22 protein-coding genes, 1 pseudogene and 1 other annotated feature are annotated in these 23123 nt (G+C 51.2%); of the genes and pseudogenes, 9 read left to right on the forward strand and 14 right to left on the reverse strand.

Annotated elements, in window-relative coordinates; all coding sequences use genetic code 11:
* Positions 1–32 precede the first annotated feature (32 nt).
* From xanQ to ghxQ, 3 genes are read left to right on the forward strand one after another with little or no spacing between them, the layout of a single operon-like run.
* Complete coding sequence (gene xanQ, locus QUF14_RS18335; protein WP_001280192.1) at positions 33–1433, forward strand: xanthine/proton symporter XanQ; 1401 nt, start codon at positions 33–35, stop codon at positions 1431–1433.
* 17 nt (positions 1434–1450) lie between these two features.
* On the forward strand, positions 1451–2767 hold the full coding sequence (guaD, locus tag QUF14_RS18340; RefSeq protein ID WP_001352959.1) for a guanine deaminase: 1317 nt from the start codon (positions 1451–1453) through the stop codon (positions 2765–2767).
* Positions 2768–2802: 35 nt separating this feature from the next.
* Positions 2803–4170 (forward strand): guanine/hypoxanthine transporter GhxQ, encoded by a 1368-nt coding sequence (ghxQ, locus tag QUF14_RS18345; protein WP_000012163.1) that lies wholly within the window; start codon positions 2803–2805, stop codon positions 4168–4170.
* Between the two features lie 35 nt (positions 4171–4205).
* On the opposite strand, the gene QUF14_RS18350 is transcribed toward ghxQ, so the two are convergent.
* From QUF14_RS18350 to QUF14_RS18360, 3 genes and pseudogenes are all read right to left on the reverse strand, one after another.
* Positions 4206–4694, reverse strand: coding sequence for a 4Fe-4S dicluster domain-containing protein (locus QUF14_RS18350; protein ID WP_000838422.1), 489 nt, complete (start codon positions 4692–4694; stop codon positions 4206–4208).
* Positions 4694–6541, reverse strand: a pseudogene (gene ygfT, locus QUF14_RS18355) (formate-dependent uric acid utilization protein YgfT); the annotation flags it as partial. The gene QUF14_RS18350 and the pseudogene ygfT, both read right to left, overlap by 1 nt.
* A gap of 39 nt (positions 6542–6580) precedes the next feature.
* Positions 6581–7794, reverse strand: a protein-coding gene (locus tag QUF14_RS18360; protein WP_371829233.1) for an IS3 family transposase whose coding sequence is annotated in 2 segments (ribosomal slippage) — positions 6581–7506 and positions 7506–7794 — 1215 coding nt in all. Because the reading frame shifts where the segments join, the coding sequence is not laid out codon by codon here.
* Positions 7397–7513 (reverse strand) — a sequence feature (AL1L pseudoknot). Its footprint overlaps the gene before it by 117 nt.
* Positions 7795–8361: 567 nt before the next feature.
* Here QUF14_RS18360 and uacT point away from each other — a divergent pair.
* Entirely contained in the window at positions 8362–9810 is a 1449-nt protein-coding gene (gene uacT / locus QUF14_RS18365; RefSeq protein WP_024211973.1) for a urate/proton symporter UacT, read from the forward strand.
* 1 nt (position 9811) lies between these two features.
* Positions 9812–9937: a protein YqfG gene (yqfG, locus tag QUF14_RS18370; RefSeq protein ID WP_001050745.1), complete on the forward strand. Its 126-nt coding sequence runs from the start codon at positions 9812–9814 to the stop codon at positions 9935–9937.
* Here the strand turns inward: yqfG and QUF14_RS18375 are convergent.
* The gene (locus QUF14_RS18375) at positions 9912–10004 is read right to left on the reverse strand and encodes a hypothetical protein (RefSeq protein WP_223344823.1); all 93 of its coding nucleotides are present in this window, start codon (positions 10002–10004) and stop codon (positions 9912–9914) included. The genes yqfG and QUF14_RS18375 overlap by 26 nt on opposite strands.
* Before the next feature lie 54 nt (positions 10005–10058).
* Here QUF14_RS18375 and idi point away from each other — a divergent pair, with 54 nt between their 5' ends.
* Positions 10059–10607 (forward strand): isopentenyl-diphosphate Delta-isomerase, encoded by a 549-nt coding sequence (idi, locus tag QUF14_RS18380; RefSeq protein WP_001192783.1) that lies wholly within the window; start codon positions 10059–10061, stop codon positions 10605–10607.
* Between the two features lie 42 nt (positions 10608–10649).
* On the opposite strand, the gene lysS is transcribed toward idi, so the two are convergent.
* The 5 genes from lysS to xerD form a co-directional block, all read right to left on the reverse strand.
* Positions 10650–12167 carry a lysine--tRNA ligase gene (lysS, locus tag QUF14_RS18385; RefSeq protein WP_000003061.1) on the reverse strand — a complete coding sequence of 506 codons (1518 nt, stop codon included), beginning with the start codon at positions 12165–12167 and terminating at the stop codon, positions 10650–10652.
* A 9-nt stretch (positions 12168–12176) separates the two neighbouring features.
* Positions 12177–13275 (reverse strand): peptide chain release factor 2 gene (gene prfB, locus QUF14_RS18390; RefSeq protein ID WP_001701073.1). Its coding sequence is split into 2 segments (ribosomal slippage): positions 12177–13199 and positions 13201–13275, totalling 1098 coding nucleotides; the frame shifts between segments, so codons are not numbered across the junction.
* 90 nt (positions 13276–13365) lie between these two features.
* Positions 13366–15099, reverse strand: a complete 1734-nt coding sequence (gene recJ / locus QUF14_RS18395) for a single-stranded-DNA-specific exonuclease RecJ (RefSeq protein ID WP_000813234.1) — start codon at positions 15097–15099, stop codon at positions 13366–13368.
* Positions 15100–15104: 5 nt separating this feature from the next.
* The gene (gene dsbC, locus QUF14_RS18400) at positions 15105–15815 is read right to left on the reverse strand and encodes a bifunctional protein-disulfide isomerase/oxidoreductase DsbC (protein WP_000715223.1); all 711 of its coding nucleotides are present in this window, start codon (positions 15813–15815) and stop codon (positions 15105–15107) included.
* Positions 15816–15839: 24 nt separating this feature from the next.
* Positions 15840–16736, reverse strand: a complete 897-nt coding sequence (gene xerD / locus QUF14_RS18405) for a site-specific tyrosine recombinase XerD (protein WP_000806627.1) — start codon at positions 16734–16736, stop codon at positions 15840–15842.
* A gap of 111 nt (positions 16737–16847) precedes the next feature.
* On the opposite strand from xerD, the gene fldB reads away from it, so the two are divergent.
* Positions 16848–17369 carry a flavodoxin FldB gene (gene fldB / locus QUF14_RS18410; RefSeq protein WP_001055874.1) on the forward strand — a complete coding sequence of 174 codons (522 nt, stop codon included), beginning with the start codon at positions 16848–16850 and terminating at the stop codon, positions 17367–17369.
* Between the two features lie 39 nt (positions 17370–17408).
* Here the strand turns inward: fldB and QUF14_RS18415 are convergent, their stop codons facing one another.
* The gene (locus QUF14_RS18415) at positions 17409–17816 is read right to left on the reverse strand and encodes a protein YgfX (protein WP_000244781.1); all 408 of its coding nucleotides are present in this window, start codon (positions 17814–17816) and stop codon (positions 17409–17411) included.
* Positions 17797–18063, reverse strand: a complete 267-nt coding sequence (sdhE, locus tag QUF14_RS18420; protein ID WP_000354046.1) for an FAD assembly factor SdhE — start codon at positions 18061–18063, stop codon at positions 17797–17799. The genes QUF14_RS18415 and sdhE overlap by 20 nt, the downstream gene beginning before the upstream one ends.
* A 251-nt stretch (positions 18064–18314) precedes the next feature.
* On the opposite strand from sdhE, the gene ygfZ reads away from it, so the two are divergent.
* A complete protein-coding gene (gene ygfZ, locus QUF14_RS18425; protein WP_100733873.1) occupies positions 18315–19295 on the forward strand; it encodes a tRNA-modifying protein YgfZ in 981 nt (326 codons plus the stop codon).
* Positions 19296–19489: 194 nt separating this feature from the next.
* On the opposite strand, the gene trhA is transcribed toward ygfZ, so the two are convergent.
* Positions 19490–20149, reverse strand: a complete 660-nt coding sequence (gene trhA / locus QUF14_RS18430; RefSeq protein ID WP_000250283.1) for a PAQR family membrane homeostasis protein TrhA — start codon at positions 20147–20149, stop codon at positions 19490–19492.
* Between the two features lie 163 nt (positions 20150–20312).
* Positions 20313–20624, reverse strand: coding sequence for a N(4)-acetylcytidine aminohydrolase (yqfB, locus tag QUF14_RS18435; protein WP_001182967.1), 312 nt, complete (start codon positions 20622–20624; stop codon positions 20313–20315).
* 44 nt (positions 20625–20668) lie between these two features.
* Here yqfB and bglA point away from each other — a divergent pair, with 44 nt between their 5' ends.
* Positions 20669–22102, forward strand: coding sequence for a 6-phospho-beta-glucosidase BglA (bglA, locus tag QUF14_RS18440; protein WP_024212220.1), 1434 nt, complete (start codon positions 20669–20671; stop codon positions 22100–22102).
* Positions 22103–22163: 61 nt separating this feature from the next.
* Here the strand turns inward: bglA and QUF14_RS18445 are convergent, their stop codons facing one another.
* A complete protein-coding gene (locus QUF14_RS18445) occupies positions 22164–22907 on the reverse strand; it encodes an SDR family oxidoreductase (protein WP_000150659.1) in 744 nt (247 codons plus the stop codon).
* Positions 22908–23123: the final 216 nt, after the last annotated feature.

Here is a 23123-nt window from a genome sequence, read left to right on the forward strand (position 1 = left end):
ATGATCAAATTTACTTTAAAAGGAGTGAAGGGATGTCTGATATAAACCATGCAGGTTCTGACCTTATATTTGAACTGGAGGATCGCCCTCCCTTTCATCAGGCTCTCGTTGGTGCCATTACCCATCTGTTGGCAATTTTCGTTCCGATGGTAACCCCTGCGTTAATCGTGGGTGCGGCCTTACAGCTTTCCGCTGAAACAACCGCCTATCTTGTTTCTATGGCGATGATCGCCTCTGGTATTGGTACCTGGTTACAGGTAAACCGCTATGGCATCGTCGGTTCTGGCCTACTCTCAATTCAGTCAGTCAATTTTTCATTTGTTACAGTCATGATTGCGCTGGGCAGCAGCATGAAAAGCGATGGTTTTCACGAAGAGTTAATCATGTCGTCGCTTCTCGGCGTCTCCTTCGTTGGCGCATTTCTGGTTGTCGGCTCTTCTTTTATCCTGCCCTATTTACGTCGGGTTATTACACCTACCGTTAGCGGCATTGTGGTGCTGATGATCGGCTTAAGCCTGATTAAAGTCGGCATTATCGATTTTGGTGGAGGATTTGCTGCCAAAAGCAGCGGTACGTTCGGCAATTACGAACATCTCGGCGTTGGTTTATTGGTTTTGATTGTGGTGATCGGCTTTAACTGCTGCCGCAGTCCGTTACTACGCATGGGAGGGATTGCCATTGGGCTATGTGTCGGTTATATCGCATCGTTATGCCTGGGCATGGTGGATTTCAGCAGTATGCGCAATTTGCCGTTAATCACCATCCCGCATCCGTTCAAATACGGGTTTAGTTTCAGCTTCCATCAGTTCCTGGTGGTCGGCACGATTTATTTGCTTAGCGTGCTGGAAGCTGTCGGCGATATCACCGCCACGGCAATGGTTTCCCGCCGCCCCATCCAGGGAGAAGAGTATCAGTCGCGTCTGAAAGGCGGCGTACTGGCAGATGGCCTGGTTTCGGTTATCGCTTCCGCTGTCGGTTCATTACCGTTAACCACGTTTGCGCAAAATAATGGGGTTATTCAGATGACCGGTGTCGCTTCTCGTTATGTCGGGCGAACCATCGCGGTCATGTTGGTTATTCTCGGCTTGTTTCCGATGATTGGCGGCTTCTTCACGACCATTCCCTCGGCTGTTCTGGGAGGCGCAATGACGTTGATGTTTTCCATGATTGCCATCGCTGGGATTCGCATCATCATCACCAACGGATTAAAGCGCCGTGAAACACTTATTGTCGCCACTTCTTTAGGTTTAGGGCTTGGCGTCTCCTACGATCCGGAAATTTTTAAAATATTGCCAGCCTCTATTTATGTATTAGTTGAAAACCCTATTTGTGCTGGTGGGTTAACTGCGATTTTATTAAATATTATCCTCCCTGGTGGCTACCGACAGGAAAACGTTCTGCCTGGTATTACCTCAGCGGAAGAGATGGATTAACAGTAAAGGAGTCAATGATGTCAGGAGAACACACGTTAAAAGCGGTACGAGGCAGTTTTATTGATGTCACCCGTACGGTCGATAACCCGGAAGAGATTGCCTCTGCGCTGCGGTTTATTGAGGATGGTTTATTACTCATTAAACAGGGAAAAGTGGAATGGTTTGGCGAATGGGAAGACGGAAAGCATCAAATTCCTGACACCATTCGCGTGCGCGACTATCGCGGCAAACTGGTAGTACCGGGCTTTGTCGATACACATATCCATTATCCGCAAAGTGAAATGGTTGGGGCCTATGGTGAACAATTGTTGGAGTGGTTGAATAAACACACCTTCCCTACTGAACGTCGTTATGAGGATTTAGAGTACGCCCGCGAAATGTCGGCGTTCTTCATCAAGCAGCTTTTACGTAACGGAACCACCACAGCGTTGGTGTTTGGTACCGTTCATCCGCAATCCGTTGATGCGCTGTTTGAAGCCGCCAGTCATATCAATATGCGTATGATTGCCGGTAAGGTGATGATGGACCGCAACGCACCGGATTATCTGCTCGACACTGCCGAAAGCAGCTATCACCAAAGCAAAGAACTGATCGAACGCTGGCACAAAAATGGTCGTCTGTTGTATGCGATTACGCCACGCTTCGCCCCAACCTCATCTCCTGAACAGATGGCGATGGCGCAACGCCTGAAAGAAGAGTATCCCGACACATGGGTACATACCCATCTTTGTGAAAATAAAGATGAAATTGCCTGGGTCAAATCGCTTTATCCTGACCATGATGGTTATCTGGATGTTTACCATCAGTACGGTCTGACAGGTAAAAATTGTGTCTTTGCTCACTGCGTCCATCTCGAAGAGAAAGAGTGGGATCGTCTCAGCGAAACCAAATCCAGCATTGCTTTCTGTCCTACCTCCAACCTTTACCTCGGCAGTGGCTTATTCAACTTGAAAAAAGCATGGCAGAAGAAAGTCAAAGTGGGCATGGGGACTGACATTGGCGCAGGAACAACTTTCAACATGCTGCAAACGCTGAACGAAGCCTACAAAGTGTTGCAATTACAAGGCTATCGCCTCTCGGCATATGAAGCGTTTTACCTTGCCACGCTCGGCGGGGCGAAATCTCTGGGCCTTGACGATTTGATTGGCAACTTTTTACCTGGCAAAGAGGCTGATTTCGTGGTGATGGAACCCACCGCCACCCCGCTACAGCAGCTGCGCTATGACAACTCTGTTTCTTTAGTCGACAAATTGTTCGTGATGATGACGTTGGGCGATGACCGTTCGATCTACCGCACCTACGTTGATGGTCGTCTGGTGTACGAACGCAACTAATAATAAAACTTTAACATCCTCGTGAGGACATCATTATGTCTGGAGACATCCTACAAACACCGGACGCACCAAAGCCACAAGGCGCGCTGGATAATTATTTTAAAATTACCGCTCGTGGCAGTACCGTTCGTCAGGAAGTACTGGCTGGCTTAACGACCTTTCTGGCCATGGTTTATTCCGTTATCGTCGTTCCGGGAATGCTGGGCAAAGCAGGTTTTCCTCCCGCAGCTGTGTTTGTTGCCACCTGTCTGGTCGCGGGCTTCGGCTCGTTGCTGATGGGCTTGTGGGCCAACTTGCCAATGGCGATTGGTTGCGCTATTTCCTTAACGGCATTTACCGCATTCAGTCTGGTACTCGGGCAACAAATTAGCGTTCCTGTCGCACTGGGTGCGGTCTTTCTGATGGGCGTCATCTTCACCGCCATTTCTGTAACCGGTGTGCGAACCTGGATATTACGTAATTTACCGATGGGTATCGCTCACGGCACAGGTATCGGTATCGGCCTGTTTCTGCTGCTGATTGCTGCTAACGGTGTGGGAATGGTTATCAAAAACCCGATTGAAGGCTTGCCGGTGGCGCTCGGTGCGTTTACCTCCTTCCCGGTGATGATGAGCTTACTGGGTCTGGCGGTCATCTTCGGTCTGGAAAAGTGCCGCGTACCTGGCGGGATCTTGTTGGTGATTATTGCAATTTCGATCATCGGCTTAATCTTTGATCCAGCGGTGAAGTACCACGGTCTGGTGGCGATGCCCAGTCTGACTGGCGAAGATGGTAAGTCTCTGATTTTCAGCCTCGATATTATGGGGGCACTCCAGCCAACTGTACTTCCGAGTGTACTGGCATTGGTGATGACCGCAGTGTTCGACGCCACCGGTACCATCCGTGCCGTCGCCGGTCAGGCGAATTTGTTAGATAAAGACAACCAGATCATCAACGGCGGTAAAGCCCTGACCAGTGACTCAGTAAGTTCAATATTCTCCGGCCTGGTGGGTGCTGCGCCCGCAGCGGTTTATATCGAATCAGCGGCAGGAACCGCCGCCGGGGGTAAAACAGGGTTGACCGCAACCGTAGTGGGGGCGTTATTCCTGTTGATTCTGTTTTTATCACCACTGTCATTTTTGATCCCTGGTTACGCCACTGCACCCGCTCTGATGTACGTAGGTTTGCTGATGTTAAGTAACGTCTCGAAGCTGGATTTCAACGATTTTATTGACGCAATGGCTGGCCTGGTGTGTGCCGTGTTTATCGTTCTGACTTGTAATATCGTTACCGGTATTATGCTGGGCTTTGTGACACTGGTCGTAGGCCGCGTCTTTGCACGCGAATGGCAAAAGCTGAATATTGGTACGGTAATCATTACTGCCGCACTGGTCGCATTTTACGCGGGTGGATGGGCTATCTAATAGATTCTCCGCGCCTTTCAGCGCGGAGAATTCTTTCAGAGAGGATTCTCACCGCTGGCAACAATACGCTGCTGGCGGACTCGCCTGAGTTCTCTTTCAGTAAGCAACTGCAGCGCCTGTGTCGGGCAAGATTCAACGCAGGCAGGCCCCTCTTCCCGCTGTTCACAGAGATCGCATTTCACAATTTGTTGCCGGGTATCCCCCGGCAACGACTGAATGGTTATCATCCCAAACGGGCACGCACTGACGCAACTCTGACAGCCAATACAACGGGCAGAATTGGCCTGCACCACCTGCTCGCCCATCGTCAGCGCTCCCACGGGGCAAGCGCCAACACAAGGGGCGTTTTCACACTGATGGCACATCACCGGCGCACTGATGCTGTCCAGTCGCTGTACCTTCAGCCGAGGCAAAAAGACATCGGCATTCAACTCCTGTTCTGAAGGGTGAGCGACCACACAGGCCACTTCACAAGTACGGCAGCCAATACAGTCAGCCGGATTAACGATAATTAACGATTTCATCACGATGCCTTCGTATCAAACAGAGTTAACATATCGCGCGCCGCCTGCCTTCCTGCGGCCATTGCAGTGACAACCAGATCCGCGCCATGAACTGCATCCCCACCAGCAAAGACTTTTTTCAGATGCGTCTGGGTGGGTAAATACCCGACGTCCCCGGTTTGAATCAGGCCCCATTTATCGAGCTTAATTCCGCTGCCTTGCAACCACGGCATGGCATGCGCCTGGAAACCAAAGGCCATAATCAGAACATCGGCAGGCAGCTCAAACTCTGAACCCGCTACCGGACGAGGACGACGGCGTCCATCCGGCCCCGGCTCCCCCATAGCGGTACGAATAAGGCCCACCGCAGTTAAATGCCCATTTTCGTCACAAGCGATATATTGCGGCTGAACATTGAACTGAAACTCGACACCTTCCTCGCGCGCATTGACCACCTCTTTACGCGAGCCCGGCATACTGACTTCATCACGACGATACGCGCAGGTCACGCTGGCGGCATTGAGGCGGATGGAAGTCCGCAAACAATCCATGGTCGTATCGCCACCGCCCAATACCACGACTCGCTTACCTTCCACATCCGTCAGCGGATACTCTTCAGACTCCGGCAACCCCATGAGCTGGCGGGTATGGGCAGTCAGGAACGGTAGAGCCTGAATGACACCGGGCGCATCTTCATGCGGCAGATCTGCTCGCATCATCCCGTAAGTCCCCACGCCGATGAAAACGGCATCATATTCAGAAGTTAAATCGCTAAAGGTAATATCGCGGCCAATCTCACAGTTGAGATGAAAGTCGATTCCCATTGCGGTGAATATCTCACGCCGCTGGCTTAAGACTGTTTTATCGAGTTTGAAAGGAGGAATGCCAAAAGTCAGCATACCGCCAATTTCTGGATGGCGATCAAAGACATCAACCTGAACTCCCGCGCGCGCCAGGATATCAGCACACCCTAATCCTGCAGGCCCAGCGCCAATCACCGCCACTTTTTCGATACGGGGAACCACCATGCTGACATCGGGACGCCAGCCCATCGCCAACGCAGTATCGGTGATGTAGCGTTCCAGATTCCCGATAGAGACTGCGCCAGAGTGATCTTTCAAAGTACATGCGCCTTCACAAAGACGGTCCTGTGGACATACCCTGCCGCAGATTTCTGGTAAGGAACTGGTCTGGTGGCAAAGTTCTGCCGCTTCAATAATCTTTCCTTCCTGCACCAGACGGATGTAATCCGGAATAGCGTTATGCAGCGGGCAATGCCAGTTGCAGTTAGCTTTTTCGGCGCAATAAACACAGCGGTCACTCTCATAAGTCGCTTGTTGTGGATCCAGCCCGCAATAAATTTCGCCAAAGTGGGTTTTCCGTTCACTCGCTGAAATTTTATCTGCGCCTTTACGCGAGTTAACGGGGAGCAACGCTGCACTGCGAGATGGCTGAGCGTCTGATGACGCTTTTCCTGCTGCCGTTTTGCGCTGGCGGGCCACCTTTATCTGCTGCAACCCTTTATCGTCCATCAGCCGTAACGCCTGTGTTGGGCATACGTCAATACAGGCTTGCGTGCCGGAACTGCGCTGATTACAAAGGTCGCATTTCTGCGCAATCGTATCGACCATCTCAACGACGCCAAAGGGGCAAGCGATTGCGCATCTTTTACAACCAATACATTTTTGCTCGTCCAGTTGTACGCTATCGGGCTGGAAAGTCAGAGCATTAACCGGACAAGCCGTAACGCAAGGAGCATTGTTGCAGTGATGACAGGCCACCGGATTCGCAGCCTGGCCTTTCCCTACAACGTGGATACGCGGTCGAAAGTCAGTGTGACTCAGCGGCCAGTTTTCTTGATTATGTGAACCGCCCCGGGTTTCCTGGAGAGTGTTTTATCTGTGAACTCAGGCTGCCAGATCATTGTTTCCGATGGAAGCATAATAAGCTTTTTCTGCTTCTGCCGGAGGAGTATGGCCCAGCCTTCCCAGCAATCGTCGATTGTTATACCAGTCCACCCACGTTAGTGTGGCCAGTTCCACTTCTGCACGGTTTTTCCAGCTCTTACGGTGTATTACCTCCGCTTTGTAAAGACCATTGATGCTCTCAGCCATCGCGTTGTCATACGAGTCGCCTGTACTCCCTGTTGATGCCAGTAATCCGGCTTCTTTTAGTCGCTCCGTATAGGCCAGTGACACATACTGAGAGCCTTTATCGCTGTGATGGATGGTGCCAGACGGACGACGGGCCCACAACGCCTGCTCCAGCGCATCCAGCACGAATGTCGTTTCCATAGACGATGAGACCCGCCACCCCACGATGTATCCGGCAAACACATCAATGATAAACGCCACATAGACGAAGCCCTGCCATGTGCTGACGTAAGTAAAATCAGCCACCCACAGCTGGTCAGGACGTTCTGCCACGAACTGACGGTTTACGCGGTCACCTGTGGCAACGGTTTTCCGGCTGACGGTAGTGCGGACCTTTTTACCCCGGAGAACACCGGCAAGTCCCATAACCGCCATGAGGCGCGCCACTGTACATCTGGCCACCCTGATTCCTTCCCGTAACAACTGACGCCAGACTTTACGCACACCGTACACCTGATGATTTTCATCGTATACGCGCTGTATCTCTCTCTTCAGCCAGTCATCGTGCTGCGCACGGGCACTGCGTTTATCCGGATGATGTCGCTGTTGCTGACAATGGTAATACGTTGACGGGGCAATATGCAGTTCGCTGCATACCGGTCCGACCCCGTACTGCTCACGCAGCTTATCCAGCAGTGGCATCATTTTTTCCAGAGGCGGTCGAACTCCGCCTTCGCAAAATAAGCGGAAGCCTGGCGAAGGATATCGTTACTGCGGCGCAGTTCACGATTTTCACGTTCCAGCTCTTTCAGACGCTGACGTTCAGCGCTGGTGAGCCCACCATCACCGCCCCCGGTATCCCGCTCATGCTGGCGAACCCAGACACGCAGAGTCTCCGGCGTACAGCCAATCTTTGGGGCAATGGAACAAATTGCCGCCCACTGTGAGTCATATTCATCCTGACTTTCCAGAACCATACGAATCGCCCGCTGACGGACTTCGGGGGAAAAACGAGTATTTTTAGTCATCCTGTTTACCTCTTTCTCAGGGAGTTTAGTCTCCAGGATTTCCGGGGCGGTTCAATGTGCCACCGCACAGGCAATTTCACAAGCATGACAGCCTATACATTCCGCAGCTTCAGCAGCGATAAACTTATTCATTTGCATCCCTTTCATTTAATGAGTTATGTCTTCTCAAAGTTCGCGATGCAATAAACGGGCATATATTAGGTAGCATGACCGTTTTAATTATAATTTTGCGACTGAGTTCAAATTATTGCCCCTCAATCTGTGCCGCTTTCATTATTTCAACATTGCCGACCAAAAGAGCGCTATCCAGATAAAAACGATTAAATGCGAGAGTGCGGCATGCCAGAATGATTAATGAAATATCAATATGAGAAAATTACAGATAATTCCATTGTCAGGTTCTCTTCTCATTTTCGTGGTTTAACCACGATTATGTGATTGCCTCCGCAATTCCTGTCTCTAACTCCCCTTCCTCGCAAAAACTGGCACTCCACGAGCATATGTTTAGACAGTTTCAATAACGTAAACGGTTGCTTTTTACTCTGGCGGGCGAAAGGAGAAACACTGATGAGCGCCATAGATTCCCAACTTCCCTCATCTTCAGGGCAAGACCGCCCAACTGATGAGGTTGACCGCATATTATCACCAGGAAAGCTGATCATACTCGGTCTGCAACACGTCCTTGTAATGTACGCAGGTGCAGTCGCTGTTCCTCTTATGATTGGTGACCGACTGGGCCTCTCAAAAGAAGCTATTGCGATGCTCATTAGCTCGGATCTCTTTTGCTGCGGGATCGTCACATTATTACAATGTATCGGTATCGGCCGCTTTATGGGGATCCGTCTGCCGGTGATTATGTCGGTAACCTTTGCTGCTGTAACACCAATGATAGCCATTGGCATGAACCCGGATATCGGCCTGCTGGGGATATTTGGTGCCACTATCGCCGCGGGATTTATCACCACATTATTAGCACCACTTATCGGTCGCTTAATGCCTTTATTCCCGCCACTGGTTACCGGTGTGGTTATTACTTCTATCGGGCTTAGCATTATTCAGGTCGGTATTGACTGGGCCGCTGGAGGTAAAGGGAATCCGCAATATGGTAATCCCATTTATTTAGGTATCTCCTTTGCCGTCTTAATTTTTATCTTGCTCATTACTCGCTATGCGAAAGGATTTATGTCCAACGTCGCCGTATTACTGGGGATTGTATTTGGCTTTTTACTTTCGTGGATGATGAATGAAGTCAATTTGTCCGGGCTACATGATGCTTCGTGGTTTGCGATTGTCACCCCAATGTCGTTTGGTATGCCGGTATTTGACCCCGTTTCTATTCTAACCATGACCGCTGTGTTAATCATCGTGTTTATCGAGTCGATGGGGATGTTCCTGGCACTGGGTGAAATAGTCGGTCGTAAACTCTCTTCGCACGATATTATTCGCGGGCTGCGTGTCGATGGTGTAGGGACAATGATAGGCGGAACGTTTAACAGCTTCCCCCACACGTCATTTTCTCAAAACGTTGGCCTGGTTAGCGTGACTCGCGTTCATAGTCGCTGGGTGTGTATTTCTTCGGGGATCATATTAATCATGTTTGGCATGGTGCCCAAAATGGCGGTGCTGGTAGCCTCGATTCCGCAATTTGTGCTTGGCGGCGCAGGGCTGGTGATGTTCGGCATGGTACTGGCGACGGGGATTCGAATTCTGTCGCGCTGTAACTACACCACTAACCGTTACAACCTCTATATTGTGGCGATCAGTCTCGGCGTTGGCATGACTCCGACGCTCTCTCACGATTTCTTTTCTAAGTTACCGGCCGTACTGCAACCGTTGCTGCATAGCGGCATTATGCTCGCAACCCTTAGCGCCGTTGTGCTGAACGTCTTCTTTAATGGCTATCAGCATCATGCTGATCTGGTGAAGGAATCCGTCTCTGATAAAGATTTAAAAGTCAGGACAGTACGTATGTGGCTTCTGATGCGCAAGCTGAAGAAAAATGAGCATGGAGAATAATATGAATCTTTTAATGCGCGCTATATTCAGTCTGTTGTTGCTTTTTACTCTCTCTATTCCTGTCATTTCTGACTGTGTTGCAATGGCCATTGAAAGTCGCTTCAAATATATGATGCTGCTTTTTTAAATGGTTTTACCTGTCGACATCCGCTCAAAACGGGCGGTTGTCGATAAACGCTCACTTGGTTAATCATTTCACTCTTCAATTATCTATAATGATGAGTGATTAGAATTACATGTGAGAAATTATGCAAACGGAACACGTCATTTTATTGAATGCACAGGGAGTTCCCACGGGTACGCTGGAAAAGTATGCCGCACACACGGCAGACACTCTCTTACATCTCGCGTTCTCCTGCTGGCTGTTTAATGCCAAAGGGCAATTATTAGTTACCCGCCGCGCCCTTAGCAAAAAAGCATGGCCGGGCGTGTGGACTAACTCGGTTTGTGGGCACCCACAACTGGGAGAAAGCAACGAAGACGCGGTGATCCGCCGTTGCCGTTATGAGCTTGGCGTGGAAATTACGCCTCCTGAATCTATCTATTCTGACTTTCGCTACCGCGCCACCGATCCGAATGGCATTGTAGAAAATGAAGTATGTCCGGTATTTGCCGCACGCACGACCAGTGCGTTACAGATCAACGATGATGAAGTGATGGATTATCAATGGTGTGATTTAGCAGCGGTTTTACGCGGTATTGATGCCACGCCGTGGGCGTTCAGTCCGTGGATGGTGATGCAGGCGACAAATCGCGAAGCCAGAAAACGATTATCTGCATTTACCCAGCTTAAATAAAAAACCCCGACATTTGCCGGGGTTGTGAGCATAACGTAATGCTTATTTCACCGGACGCATCGCCGGGAACAGAATAACGTCACGGATGGTATGGCTGTTGGTGAACAGCATTACCATACGGTCGATACCAATTCCCAGACCTGCTGTCGGCGGTAAGCCGTGTTCCAGTGCGGTGACGTAATCTTCGTCGTAGAACATCGCTTCGTCGTCGCCTGCGTCTTTCGCGGCAACCTGATCCAGGAAGCGCTGCGCCTGATCTTCCGCGTCATTCAGCTCGCTAAAACCGTTACCGATTTCACGACCACCAATGAAGAACTCAAAGCGGTCAGTGATTTCCGGGTTAACGTCATTACGACGCGCCAGCGGAGAAACTTCTGCCGGATATTCAGTAATGAAGGTCGGCTGGATCAGATGTGCTTCTGCCACTTCTTCGAAGATCTCGGTAACGATACGGCCCAGACCCCAGCTCTTCTCAACGTGGATGCCGATAGATTCAGCAATCGCTTTCGCAGAGTCGAAGTTGTCCAGATCCGCCATGTCGGTTTCCGGGCGATATTTCTTGATCGCTTCACGCATGGTCAGTTTTTCGAACGGTTTACCGAAGTCCAGCGTTACGTCGCCGTAGGTCACTTCCGTCTTACCGAGAATATCCTGTGCCAGAGTACGGAACAGCGATTCGGTCAGCTCGATCAGATCTTTGTAATCCGCGTAAGCCATATAGAGTTCCATCATGGTGAACTCTGGGTTATGACGTACGGAGATACCTTCGTTACGGAAGTTACGGTTGATTTCGAATACACGCTCGAAGCCACCAACTACCAGACGCTTGAGGTACAGTTCCGGCGCGATACGCAGGTACATGTCGAGATCCAGCGCATTGTGATGGGTGATAAACGGACGCGCCGCCGCGCCGCCTGGGATCACCTGCATCATCGGCGTTTCAACTTCCATAAAGCCACGATTCACCATGAACTGGCGAATGCCAGAGAGGATCTGCGAACGCACTTTAAAGGTGTTGCGGGATTCATCGTTAGAAATGAGATCCAGATAACGCTGACGATAGCGCGCTTCCTGATCCTGCAAACCGTGGAATTTGTCCGGCAGCGGACGCAGTGCTTTGGTCAGCAGACGCAGCTCGGTGCAATGGATCGACAGTTCGCCAGTTTTGGTTTTGAACAGTTTACCTTTCGCGCCGAGGATATCGCCGAGATCCCATTTTTTGAATTGATCGTTGTAAACGCCTTCCGGTAAATCGTCACGGGCAACGTACAGCTGAATGCGGCCGCCAACGTCCTGCAGAGTAACGAAGGAGGCTTTACCCATAATACGACGGGTCATCATGCGGCCAGCAACGGCAACTTCGATGTTCAGCGCTTCCAGTTCTTCGTTTTCTTTGCCGTCGAATTCTGCGTGCAATTGGTCAGAGGTATGATCGCGACGGAAATCGTTCGGGAAGGCAATCCCCTGCTCACGCAGGTTCGCCAGCTTCTCACGACGCGTTTTCAGTTCATTGTTAAGATCGACTACCGCGTCAGCGCCCTGTGCGTGTTGTTCAGACATGTTGGTTCCTCATAACCCTGCTTTCAAACTTGCTTCGATAAATTGATCCAGGCTGCCGTCCAGCACTGCCTGCGTGTTACGAGTTTCTACCCCGGTACGCAGATCTTTAATGCGGGAGTCATCAAGGACATAAGAACGAATCTGGCTGCCCCAGCCGATGTCAGATTTGTTATCTTCCATCGCCTGTTTCTCGGCATTTTTCTTCTGCATCTCCAGTTCATAAAGCTTCGCTTTCATCTGCTTCATGGCCTGGTCTTTGTTCTTGTGCTGGGAACGGTCGTTCTGGCATTGGGTCACAATCCCGGTCGGGATGTGAGTAATACGCACCGCAGATTCGGTACGGTTAACGTGCTGACCGCCCGCGCCGGACGCGCGATAAACGTCAATGCGCAGATCCGCCGGATTGATTTCGATATCGATATCATCATCGACTTCCGGGTAAACAAACGCGGAGCTGAACGACGTGTGGCGACGACCGCCGGAGTCAAACGGGCTCTTGCGCACCAGGCGGTGAACGCCGGTTTCTGTACGCAGCCAGCCGTAAGCGTAATCGCCGGAGATTTTGATAGTCACGGATTTAATACCCGCCACTTCACCTTCCGACTCTTCGATGATTTCAGTTTTGAAACCACGCGATTCAGCCCAGCGCAGATACATACGCTCAAGCATGCTCGCCCAGTCCTGTGCTTCCGTACCGCCAGAACCTGCCTGAATATCGAGGTAGCAGTCGGCGCTATCATATTCGCCAGAGAACATACGACGGAACTCAAGCTGCGCCAGTTTTTCTTCCAGGGCGTCGAGTTCAGCAACGGCTTCGTTAAAGGTTTCTTCGTCGTCAGCTTCTACAGCCAGCTCCAGCAGACCAGAAACATCTTCCAGCCCCTGTTTCATTTGGTCGAGGGTGTCGACAACGGCTTCGAGGGAGGAACGCTCTTTACCCAGCGCCTGTGCGCGTTCGGGTTCGTTCCAGACATCCGGCTGTTCCAGCTCGGCGTTTACTTCTTCCAGACGCTCTTTCTTGGCGTCGTAGTCAAAGATACCCCCTAAGAACGTCGGAGCGTTCCGTGAGGTCCTGAATGCGATTATTTACCGGATTAATTTCAAACATGGTCTGATTTCTTTTATTGAGCTAGTCAAAATGCGATGATAAGAGCGGGATTGTACCGAATCCACGCTCTTTTTTATAGATAATATGACGCTAAATTGGCCAGATATTGTCGATGATAATTTGCAGGCTTCGGTTGCCACGAAACTCGTTGATATCCAGCTTGTAAGCCAGTTGCACTTCGCGCACGCCGTTATCCGGCCAGAGGGCGGTATCGACATTAAAAGCAATACCGTCCAGCAGCGGACCGCCGCCGACCGGTTCGACCATGACTTTCAAATGACGTTCACCCACCAGTCGCTGTTGCAGCAGACGGAAATGACCGTCAAACAGCGGCTCCGGGAACATCTGCCCCCACGGGCCAGCATCGCGCAGCAGCTGCGCCACTTCCATGGTCATTTCGGCTGGGCTTAGCGGACCGTCTGACACCACTTCGCCTTGCAATAGCGAAGGGTCCAGCCACTCAGTAACCAGTTCGCCAAACCGTTGCTGAAAGAGTTCGAATTTATCCTCTTCCAGCGACAGGCCTGCCGCCATCGCATGACCGCCAAACTTCAGCATCATGCCGGGGTAGAGTGTGTCTAGCCGCTCCAGCGCATCACGCATATGCAGCCCCTGAATGGAGCGACCGGAACCTTTCAGCGTACCGTCACCCGCAGGCGCAAAAGCGATAACCGGACGGTGAAAACGCTCTTTAATACGCGAAGCCAGAATACCGACAACGCCCTGATGCCATTCCGGGTGATACATTGCCAGCCCGCCGGGTAGCGTGTCGCGGCTGCGCTCCAGTTTCTCGCACAGGGTCAGGGCTTCAACCTGCATTCCCTGTTCGATCTCTTTTCGCGTCTGGTTTAGCGCATCGAGTTCATTTGCCAGTACTCGCGCTTCGCCGATGTTGTCGCACAGCAACAGCGCCACACCAACGGACATATCATCCAGTCTCCCGGCTGCATTGAGACGTGGCCCCAGCGCAAAACCTAAATCGCTGGCGGCGAGTTTTTGCGCATCGCGGTTGGCCACTTCCAGCAACGCTTTAATCCCTGGACGGCACTTTCCGGCACGGATGCGACTCATCCCCTGCCAGGTCAGAATGCGATTATTAGCATCCAGCGGCACGACGTCCGCCACTGTCCCCAACGCGACCAGATCCAGCAGTTCTGCCAGGTTAGGAATTGCGATGCCGCGCTCATCAAACCAGCCCTGATCGCGCAAAAAGGTGCGCAGCGCCAGCATCAGATAAAACGCCACCCCCACGCCTGCCAGTGATTTCGACGGGAAATTGCAGTCGCGCAAGTTAGGGTTAATGATCGCTTCCGCCGCGGGTAATGTTTCGCCCGGCAAATGGTGATCGGTAACAATAACCGGAATGCCCAACGATCGAGCATGTTCAACCCCCGCATGGGAGGAAATGCCGTTATCCACCGTGACAATTAACTGCGCGCCACGGGCATGGGCCTGATCGACCACTTCCGGGCTTAAGCCGTAACCGTCTTCGAAACGGTTTGGTACCAGGTAGTCGATATTGCTGCAACCAAGCGAGCGCATCGCCAGCACGCTTAGAGCCGTGCTGGTGGCACCGTCGGCGTCGAAGTCACCGACCACCATAATCCGCGTTCCTTCGCGAAAAGCGTTGTAAAGGATCTCAACGGCCTTTTCGACGCCGCTCAGTTGCTGCCAGGGCAGCATACCTTTTACACTACGTTCCAGTTCTTGCGCACTGCGTACTCCCCGGCTGGCATATAAACGGCGCAGCAAGGGAGGCAATTCAGCGGGCAAGTCTGCCGTTTCATCGACTTCACGGCGACGAAGTTGTATCTGTTGTTTCACGCGAATTATTTACCGCTGGTCATTTTTTGGTGTTCGTCGAGGAATTCTTTCATCTCTTTCGGCGGCTGGTAACCCGGAACAAGTGTGCCATTGCTCAGCACAATTGCCGGAGTGCCACTAACGCCAAGCTGGACGCCAAGTGCGTAATGATCGGCAATATCGATATCGCAACTTGCCGGAGTGGCAGCTTTACCCGCCATCACATCATCAAACGCTTTCTTTTTATCTTTCGCACACCAGATGGCTTTCATTTGTTGCTCAGCCTGGCTCTCCAGCCCCTGGCGAGGGAAAGCAAGATAACGCACGGTGATCCCCAGCGCGTTGTAGTCTGCCATTTGCTCATGCAGTTTGTGGCAGTAACCACAGGTAATATCAGTAAACACGGTAATGACGTGTTTTTCCTGCGGCGCTTTATAAACGATCATCTCGTTTTCAAGCGCGTTCAGCTGCTTTAACAACATCTTATTAGTGACATTGACCGGAGTCGTTCCGCTAACGTCATACATTGGTCCCTGAATGATATGTTTACCGTCATCGGTGATGTACAACACACCGCTGTTAGTCAGAACTGTCTTCATACCAGCCACGGGCGCAGGCTGAATATCGCTGCTTTTGATGCCCATTTTGGCTAACGTCTGTTGAATTGCCGCGTCATCCGCCTGAGCAAAGCCTGAAAACGCCGCCAACAACGTAAATAACATAAAACCTTTCTTCATAAATCTTCCCGTTCTTTTCAGACATCACGCCCGCGGGTGATGCTGTTGATGAAGTTGCCGCAGACGCTCGGTAGCGACATGCGTATAAATTTGCGTGGTGGAGAGATCGCTGTGGCCCAGTAGCATCTGAACCACGCGTAAATCCGCACCATGATTTAATAAATGAGTGGCAAAGGCGTGACGCAACACATGCGGTGACAACTTTTCGCTGTCGATCCCCGCCAGCACAGCATAATGTTTAATGCGGTGCCAGAAGGTTTGTCTCGTCATCTGCTGCGCGCGCTGGCTGGGAAACAACACGTCAATTGACACACCGTTTAGCAACCACGGTCGCCCGTGTTCCAGATAAGTTTCCAGCCAGTAAACCGCCTCTTCACCTAACGGCACAAGGCGTTCTTTGTTGCCTTTACCAATGACCCGTACTACGCCCTGACGCAGGCTGATATCACTCATTGTCAGCCCGACCAGTTCAGAGACTCGCAGCCCGGTAGCATACAACACTTCAAGCATGGCTTTATCGCGCAGCTCCAGTGGCTGATCAATTAATGGTGCCTGTAATAATCGTTCGACCTGCGCTTCGCTTAAATCTTTTGGCAAACGCTGGGGCAATTTCGGCGAAGCGAGATGCGCGCTGGGATCGTCTTCACGAAACTTTTCGCGATAAAGATACTGGAACAATCGGCGCACTGCACTCAGCAAACGCGCTGAGCTGGTGGCTTTATACCCACCCTCCAGCCGTTCTGCCAGTAATGTCTGCAAATCGTCACTTTGCGCCGTCGCCAGCGTCAACCCGCGGTGATGCAACCACTCCACCATCATTGACAGATCGCGACGGTATGCGTTCAACGTATTGTCAGCCAGATTTTTTTCCAGCCACAGAGCATCAAGAAACTGCTCGATGCGTGCCAGATCCTGTTTCACTTGCGCCCCTTATGGTCACTCATTTGATCCATTATGCCTTATTGTGCCGTGACTAAAGCGATTCTGATACACTAGCCGCAAAAGCCACAGCAGAATCGAGAAGCTTACGTTATGAATATGGGTCTTTTTTATGGTTCCAGCACCTGTTATACCGAAATGGCGGCAGAAAAAATCCGCGATATTATCGGCCCAGAACTGGTGACCTTACATAACCTCAAGGACGACTCCCCGAAATTAATGGAGCAGTACGATGTGCTCATTCTGGGTATCCCGACCTGGGATTTTGGCGAAATCCAGGAAGACTGGGAAGCCGTCTGGGATCAGCTCGACGACCTGAATCTCGAAGGTAAAATTGTTGCGCTGTATGGGCTTGGCGATCAACTGGGGTACGGCGAGTGGTTCCTCGATGCGCTCGGCATGCTGCATGACAAACTCTCGACCAAAGGCGTGAAGTTCGTCGGCTACTGGCCAACGGAAGGATATGAGTTTACCAGCCCGAAACCGGTGATTGCTGACGGGCAACTGTTCGTGGGTCTGGCACTGGACGAAACTAACCAGTATGACCTTAGCGACGAGCGTATTCAGAGCTGGTGCGAGCAAATCCTCAACGAAATGGCAGAGCATTACGCCTGATGTCACTGACGGCTTAGCGCACAGGCTTTGCCGTCATCTTTATCTTTGCGTCTCTTGTTGCAACAAAATCCGCCGTAAATCCCGCCATTCGGCTTCGTCCATGCTGTCGGCTGCCAGCCATAAATGTTGCCGTTTACCGCTGTCAGAACGTAAACGCAGCATCATGCCGCTCTTAATCATCCACGGCGCTTTGACGATGCTCCACTCCTGCCCTTGCCAACGCAAACGCCCGTCCATCAACAGGCGAATTTCCCCCTGGCGGGCATTAATGCGTCGCTGGCTGCGAACGCAATCAAACACCACCAGCGAAAGTAACACCATCCATAACGGGGTGTAACTGAGCGGCCAGGGCATGAGTAAAATAACAGCGGCAACCAGCCCATGAATCAGCAAGGAAAGCCACTGCGCGCGCCAGGAGACGCGTAAATCAGATTGCCACAGGACCACGTTCCCGATTCCGTGTCTGGATGAGTCGGACCATCATTTCCAGTTCTGCATCGGCCGGTTTACCATGATTCATCAGCCAGTTGAACAGATCGGGATCGTCACATTCCAGCAGACGAATAAAGATGCGTTTTTCGTCATCACTTAAGCTGTCGTACTCATGTTCGAAAAACGGCATGATTGAAATATCGAGTTCGCGCATACCACGGCGGCATGCCCAGTGAATGCGGGCTTTGTTATTAATGTCCATCTTCTTCCTGTCTCACGAAAATCCAGTACCAGGCTATTGTAACGTGTTTTTCGACTTCTTTTGCGGGAATATCAGTAAACACAATCGCGATCGCGAAATTAACCCACAATATTTCAAGGGATTCATTTTTTTGGAAGTCGCCTCGCAAAGCATATCAGAAGGCACAGATCGCGTAGTGAAAGCACTTGCATTGCCTCATAGCTCTTTTACCATTAGTCATAAATACGCCGTTTGTAAAACAGGACTCCATTATGGCTTTTACACCTTTTCCTCCCCGTCAGCCTACGGCTTCTGCCCGTTTACCGCTGACGCTGATGACGCTTGATGACTGGGCGCTTGCCACCATTACTGGCACGGACAGCGAAAAATATATGCAGGGTCAGGTGACAGCAGATGTCAGCCAGATGACAGAAGATCAGCACCTGCTCGCCGCCCATTGCGATGCCAAAGGTAAAATGTGGAGCAATTTACGTCTGTTCCGCGACGGCGACGGCTTTGCGTGGATTGAACGGCGCAGCGTGCGCGAGTCGCAACTGACTGAACTGAAAAAATATGCGGTGTTCTCTAAAGTGACCATCGCGCCAGACGATGAACGTGTGCTGCTTGGTGTTGCCGGTTTTCAGGCACGCGCCGCGCTGGCAAATCTCTTTAGTGAACTGCCTACGAAAGAAAAACAGGTAGTTAAAGAAGGCGCGACCACTTTGCTATGGTTTGAACACCCGGCAGAACGTTTCCTGATCGTAACCGATGAAGCTACCGCCAATACGCTGACCGATAAACTGCGCGGTGAAGCGGAACTGAACAATAGCCAACAGTGGCTGGCATTAAACATTGAAGCGGGTTTTCCGGTGATTGATGCCGCCAACAGCGGGCAGTTTATCCCACAGGCGACCAACCTCCAGACGTTGGGCGGCATCAGCTTTAAAAAAGGCTGCTATACCGGACAAGAGATGGTGGCACGGGCTAAATTCCGCGGTGCCAACAAACGTGCCCTCTGGCTGCTGGCAGGTAGCGCCAGCCGACTGCCGGAAGCGGGTGAAGATTTAGAGCTGAAAATGGGCGAGAACTGGCGTCGTACCGGTACGGTGCTGGCTGCGGTAAAACTGGAAGATGGTCAGGTCGTGGTACAGGTCGTCATGAATAACGATATGGAACCGGACAGCATCTTCCGCGTGCGTGACGATGCGAATACATTGCATATCGAGCCGCTGCCCTATTCGCTCGAAGAGTAAATCTCTGTATCGCTCCGGCGACTATTGCCTGATGCGACGCTGACGCGTCTTATCATGCCTGGGATTTGGTGCCTTTATCACACCAAGGACGCGGCCCGTAGGCCGGATAAGGCGTTCACGCCGCATCCGGCAGTTGCGATCCGATGCCTGATGCGACGCTGACGCGTCTTATCAGGCCTACAAAGGCACACCAATTACGCCTGCCCAATATACAAATAGATCGCCAGAAAGTGGCACACGCTGCCGCCGAGCACAAAGCCGTGCCAGATGGCATGATTGTACGGAATGCGTTTGCAGACATAGAAAATCACCCCGAGCGAATAAACCACTCCGCCTACCGCCAGTAAGGTAACGCTGCCCGCCGCGAGCTTAACGGCCATTTCATAAATCACCACCAGCGACAGCCAGCCCATCGCCAGATAAGTCACCAGAGATAAAATTTTGAATCGGTGCGCAATGGTCAGCTTGAACAGAATCCCCAACAGCGCCAGGCTCCAGATAACAATCATCAACCCGCGCGCTAACGGAGAATCCAGCCCCACCAGCAAAAACGGCGTGTAGGTTCCGGCAATCAATAGATAAATGGCACAGTGGTCAAATTTCTTCAGCCACATTTTTGCCCGTTGATGGGGAACGGCGTGATAAAGCGTCGAAGCAAGAAACAGCAGGATCATACTGCCGCCATAGAGGCTGTAACTGGTTATCGCTGTGGCGCTGGCATTGAGATCCACCGCCTGAACCAGTAGCAACACCAGCCCAACGATACCAAACACCAGCCCAATGCCGTGACTGACGCTGTTGGCAATTTCCTCTGCCAGCGAATATCCCTGCTTAATGAGGGGCTTCTGAACCATAACTTACTCCGGAGAAACGTACACGCACGTGAACACTTCTCCAGCGTAACTGAGAATAGTTCCAGTGAACACCTGTTAGCTAAAATAAATTCTGATTTGAGACTAATCTCCGAAAAATCATGAAATTAAATGCTAAATTTCAACTAACAGGCGTGAGTTCAATTTAAAGGCATTTAAATTCAATCACATAAAACTGTGTCTGGCCGGGATAGATATCGGCAATGACCTTTTTCAGATCAGTCAGGGTCATATTTTCCTGCTCTGCATGTTTTTCCGTCAGTGTATCCAGCGTTACGGTTGAGGTTGCGGTGACTTCAATCGTGCAAAAATAACCGTCATCTTCAAAACGCCCGACACGAAGCACATCACTCGTTTTGAAGTGCGATTCAGACTCGTCGCGGATGGTGATGGTTTTACGCCCAGCCAGAATGTCATCCTGGAAACGTTGAAAAAAAGTGATGTCGTTTGGCTGCATGGTACTATTTCCTGTAAGAATTGACTCATCTGGAGCCTATGATAGTGAAAAAACTCACCTTACCGAAAGATTTCTTATGGGGCGGCGCAGTTGCCGCTCATCAGGTCGAAGGCGGCTGGAACAAAGGCGGCAAAGGGCCGAGCATTTGTGACGTTCTGACCGGTGGCGCACACGGCGTGCCGCGCGAAATCACCAAAGAAGTCTTGCCAGAAAAATACTATCCAAACCATGAAGCCGTTGATTTTTATGGTCACTACAAGGAAGACATCAAGCTATTTGCCGAAATGGGCTTCAAATGTTTTCGCACTTCCATCGCCTGGACGCGCATTTTCCCAAAAGGTGATGAAACTCAGCCAAACGAAGAAGGGCTGAAGTTCTACGATGATATGTTCGATGAACTGCTGAAATACAACATCGAACCGGTGATCACCCTCTCCCACTTTGAAATGCCGCTGCATCTGGTGCAGCAATACGGTAGCTGGACTAACCGTAAAGTGGTTGATTTCTTTGTACGTTTCGCGGAAGTGGTATTTGAACGCTATAAGCATAAAGTCAAATACTGGATGACCTTCAACGAAATTAACAACCAGCGTAACTGGCGTGCACCGCTGTTCGGTTACTGCTGCTCTGGCGTGGTGTATACCGAGCATGAAAACCCGGAAGAGACGATGTATCAGGTGCTGCATCACCAGTTTGTCGCCAGCGCCCTGGCGGTGAAAGCCGCGCGTCGCATTAACCCGGAGATGAAAGTCGGCTGTATGCTGGCGATGGTGCCGCTCTATCCTTACTCCTGTAACCCGGACGATGTGATGTTCGCTCAGGAGTCGATGCGCGAACGCTACGTCTTTACCGATGTGCAGCTACGCGGCTATTACCCGTCCTATGTGTTGAACGAGTGGGAGCGTCGCGGATTTAACATCAAAATGGAAGACGGCGATCTCGATGTACTGCGTGAAGGCACCTGCGATTATCTTGGTTTCAGCTATTACATGACCAACGCAGTGAAGGCCGAAGGCGGCACCGGCGATGCGATCTCTGGTTTTGAAGGCAGCGTACCGAACCCTTATGTTAAGGCTTCGGACTGGGGATGGCAGATTGATCCGGTGGGTCTGCGTTACGCACTTTGCGAACTGTATGAGCGTTACCAGAAGCCGCTGTTTATTGTCGAAAACGGTTTTGGCGCTTACGACAAAGTGGAAGAAAATGGCAGCATCAACGACGACTACCGCATTGATTACCTGCGAGCTCATATTGAAGAGATGAAAAAGGCGGTGACTTACGATGGCGTGGATCTGATGGGCTACACGCCGTGGGGTTGCATCGACTGCGTGTCGTTCACCACCGGGCAGTACAGCAAACGCTACGGCTTTATCTATGTGAATAAACATGACGACGGTACTGGCGATATGTCGCGTTCACGTAAGAAGAGCTTTAACTGGTACAAAGAGGTGATTGCCAGCAACGGCGAGAAGCTTTAAGTCGATGAAGTACCGGATGCAATACTTGTTGCGTTGCATCCGGTCAGACAACTGTCCTGTTTTATTTTCCACCCGCCAAATCGATAAAACTTCCCGTGACATAAGAGGCTTTATCACTTAACAGCCAGACGATGGCCTGCGCGACCTCTTCCGCCTGTCCGCCACGCTGCATGGGGATATTCGACTTAACGCGATCAACGCGTCCAGGTTCGCCACCGCTGGCGTGCATTTCGGTATAAATAAACCCTGGCCGCACGCCGTTAACGCGGATCCCCTGCACGGCGACTTCCAGCGACAGCCCTGTGGTTAACGTATCAATCGCCCCTTTCGATGCCGCATAGTCAACGTATTCTCCCGGCGATCCCAGCCGTGAGGCCACTGAAGAGACGTTGACGATAGCACCGCCATTACCGCCATTTTTAAGCGCCATGCGTTTTACCGCCTCGCGGCAACAGAGAAAATATCCCGTCACATTGGTGGAAAGTACCCGGTTGATTCGCTCTGCGGTAAGGTTTTCTACGGTGCACTGGGTAAACAAGATCCCGGCGTTATTGACCAGCGCGGCTAGCGGTTCATCGTGCTGATCGATTGCTGTAAACATTGCGATGACCTGATTTTCGTCGCTGATATCCGCCTGAAGCACGAATGCCTTGCCACCGGCTTGCGTGATTAACTTCACCACTTCCTGCGCCGCGTGGAGGTTTTGCTGATAATTAACCGCCACCGTATACCCTTCTTGCGCCAACAGTAATGCAGTTGCCCGCCCGATGCCGCGACTGCCACCGGTCACAAGTGCTATAGTCATTTGTTTTCCTAAAAAAATAAAGGCGCCGAAGCGCCTTTCAAATTATTGATGACAAAGTGCTTTTATTATGCCGGATGCGGCGTGAACGCCTTATCCAGCCTACAAGATCGTGCAAATTCAATACATTGCACAGACTATGTAGGCCTGATAAACGAGGTGCATCAGGCAATGTTGAGTTTGACATCAGTGTCAAAGGCGCCGAAGCGCCTTTAGAAG

The organism is Escherichia sp. HH091_1A (assembly GCF_030295175.1).
GTDB classification, from domain to species: Bacteria; Pseudomonadota; Gammaproteobacteria; order Enterobacterales; family Enterobacteriaceae; genus Escherichia; species Escherichia coli_F.

Coding starts and splice junctions, on each gene's coding strand:
- xanQ (WP_001280192.1), top strand. CDS start 33: ATGTCTGATATAAACCATGCAGGTTCTGACCTTATATTTGAACTGGAG.
- guaD (WP_001352959.1), top strand. CDS start 1,451: ATGTCAGGAGAACACACGTTAAAAGCGGTACGAGGCAGTTTTATTGAT.
- ghxQ (WP_000012163.1), top strand. CDS start 2,803: ATGTCTGGAGACATCCTACAAACACCGGACGCACCAAAGCCACAAGGC.
- QUF14_RS18350 (WP_000838422.1), bottom strand. CDS start 4,694: ATGAAATCGTTAATTATCGTTAATCCGGCTGACTGTATTGGCTGCCGT.
- uacT (WP_024211973.1), top strand. CDS start 8,362: ATGAGCGCCATAGATTCCCAACTTCCCTCATCTTCAGGGCAAGACCGC.
- yqfG (WP_001050745.1), top strand. CDS start 9,812: ATGAATCTTTTAATGCGCGCTATATTCAGTCTGTTGTTGCTTTTTACT.
- QUF14_RS18375 (WP_223344823.1), bottom strand. CDS start 10,004: ATGATTAACCAAGTGAGCGTTTATCGACAACCGCCCGTTTTGAGCGGA.
- idi (WP_001192783.1), top strand. CDS start 10,059: ATGCAAACGGAACACGTCATTTTATTGAATGCACAGGGAGTTCCCACG.
- lysS (WP_000003061.1), bottom strand. CDS start 12,167: ATGTCTGAACAACACGCACAGGGCGCTGACGCGGTAGTCGATCTTAAC.
- dsbC (WP_000715223.1), bottom strand. CDS start 15,815: ATGAAGAAAGGTTTTATGTTATTTACGTTGTTGGCGGCGTTTTCAGGC.
- fldB (WP_001055874.1), top strand. CDS start 16,848: ATGAATATGGGTCTTTTTTATGGTTCCAGCACCTGTTATACCGAAATG.
- sdhE (WP_000354046.1), bottom strand. CDS start 18,063: ATGGACATTAATAACAAAGCCCGCATTCACTGGGCATGCCGCCGTGGT.
- ygfZ (WP_100733873.1), top strand. CDS start 18,315: ATGGCTTTTACACCTTTTCCTCCCCGTCAGCCTACGGCTTCTGCCCGT.
- trhA (WP_000250283.1), bottom strand. CDS start 20,149: ATGGTTCAGAAGCCCCTCATTAAGCAGGGATATTCGCTGGCAGAGGAA.
- yqfB (WP_001182967.1), bottom strand. CDS start 20,624: ATGCAGCCAAACGACATCACTTTTTTTCAACGTTTCCAGGATGACATT.
- QUF14_RS18445 (WP_000150659.1), bottom strand. CDS start 22,907: ATGACTATAGCACTTGTGACCGGTGGCAGTCGCGGCATCGGGCGGGCA.